General features: G+C 32.9%; 1 protein-coding gene. It reads left to right on the forward strand.

Going from position 1 to position 425, the window contains the following annotated elements; translation table 11 throughout:
* On the forward strand, positions 1 to 425 hold a 425-nt coding region (locus BTA35_RS18090), incomplete at both ends, for a hypothetical protein (protein WP_161489897.1).

Below are 425 nucleotides of genomic sequence, written 5' to 3' on the forward strand. Positions count from 1 at the left end.
ATGATATACATCTGCTGCCTGATGATGAAAGAAGTATTTTCTTAGAGATTGTTAAAAATCTTGTGCAAACTGAAAGAGTGTTAATTTCTGGTCGCTATGCTATTGAGCCAATCCTAAAAATTATTACTACACCAGTTAGATTAAGTCGACTAGATGATAATGATGCTTTTGATCTAATATCTAAATTAGGCGTTACCTATGATGCTAAAAGTAAGGTTTTTAACTTATCTAGAAATATACCGCTTTTTATTAAAGAGCTATCGAAGAATGAAGATAAAATTTCTATAGCGCTAATGACTGTTGTTGCTTCAAGGCTAGATATGTTTAATCTTGACTGGAAGCTACTGTATCTACTATCTAAGTCATCAGGGAAAGCTTGCTCAGAGATACTTGCTATTGATGAGGATTTTTATGAATCCCTTGAC

It is taken from the genome of Oceanospirillum linum (assembly GCF_001995095.2).
GTDB classification, from domain to species: domain Bacteria; phylum Pseudomonadota; class Gammaproteobacteria; order Pseudomonadales; family Halomonadaceae; genus Oceanospirillum; species Oceanospirillum linum.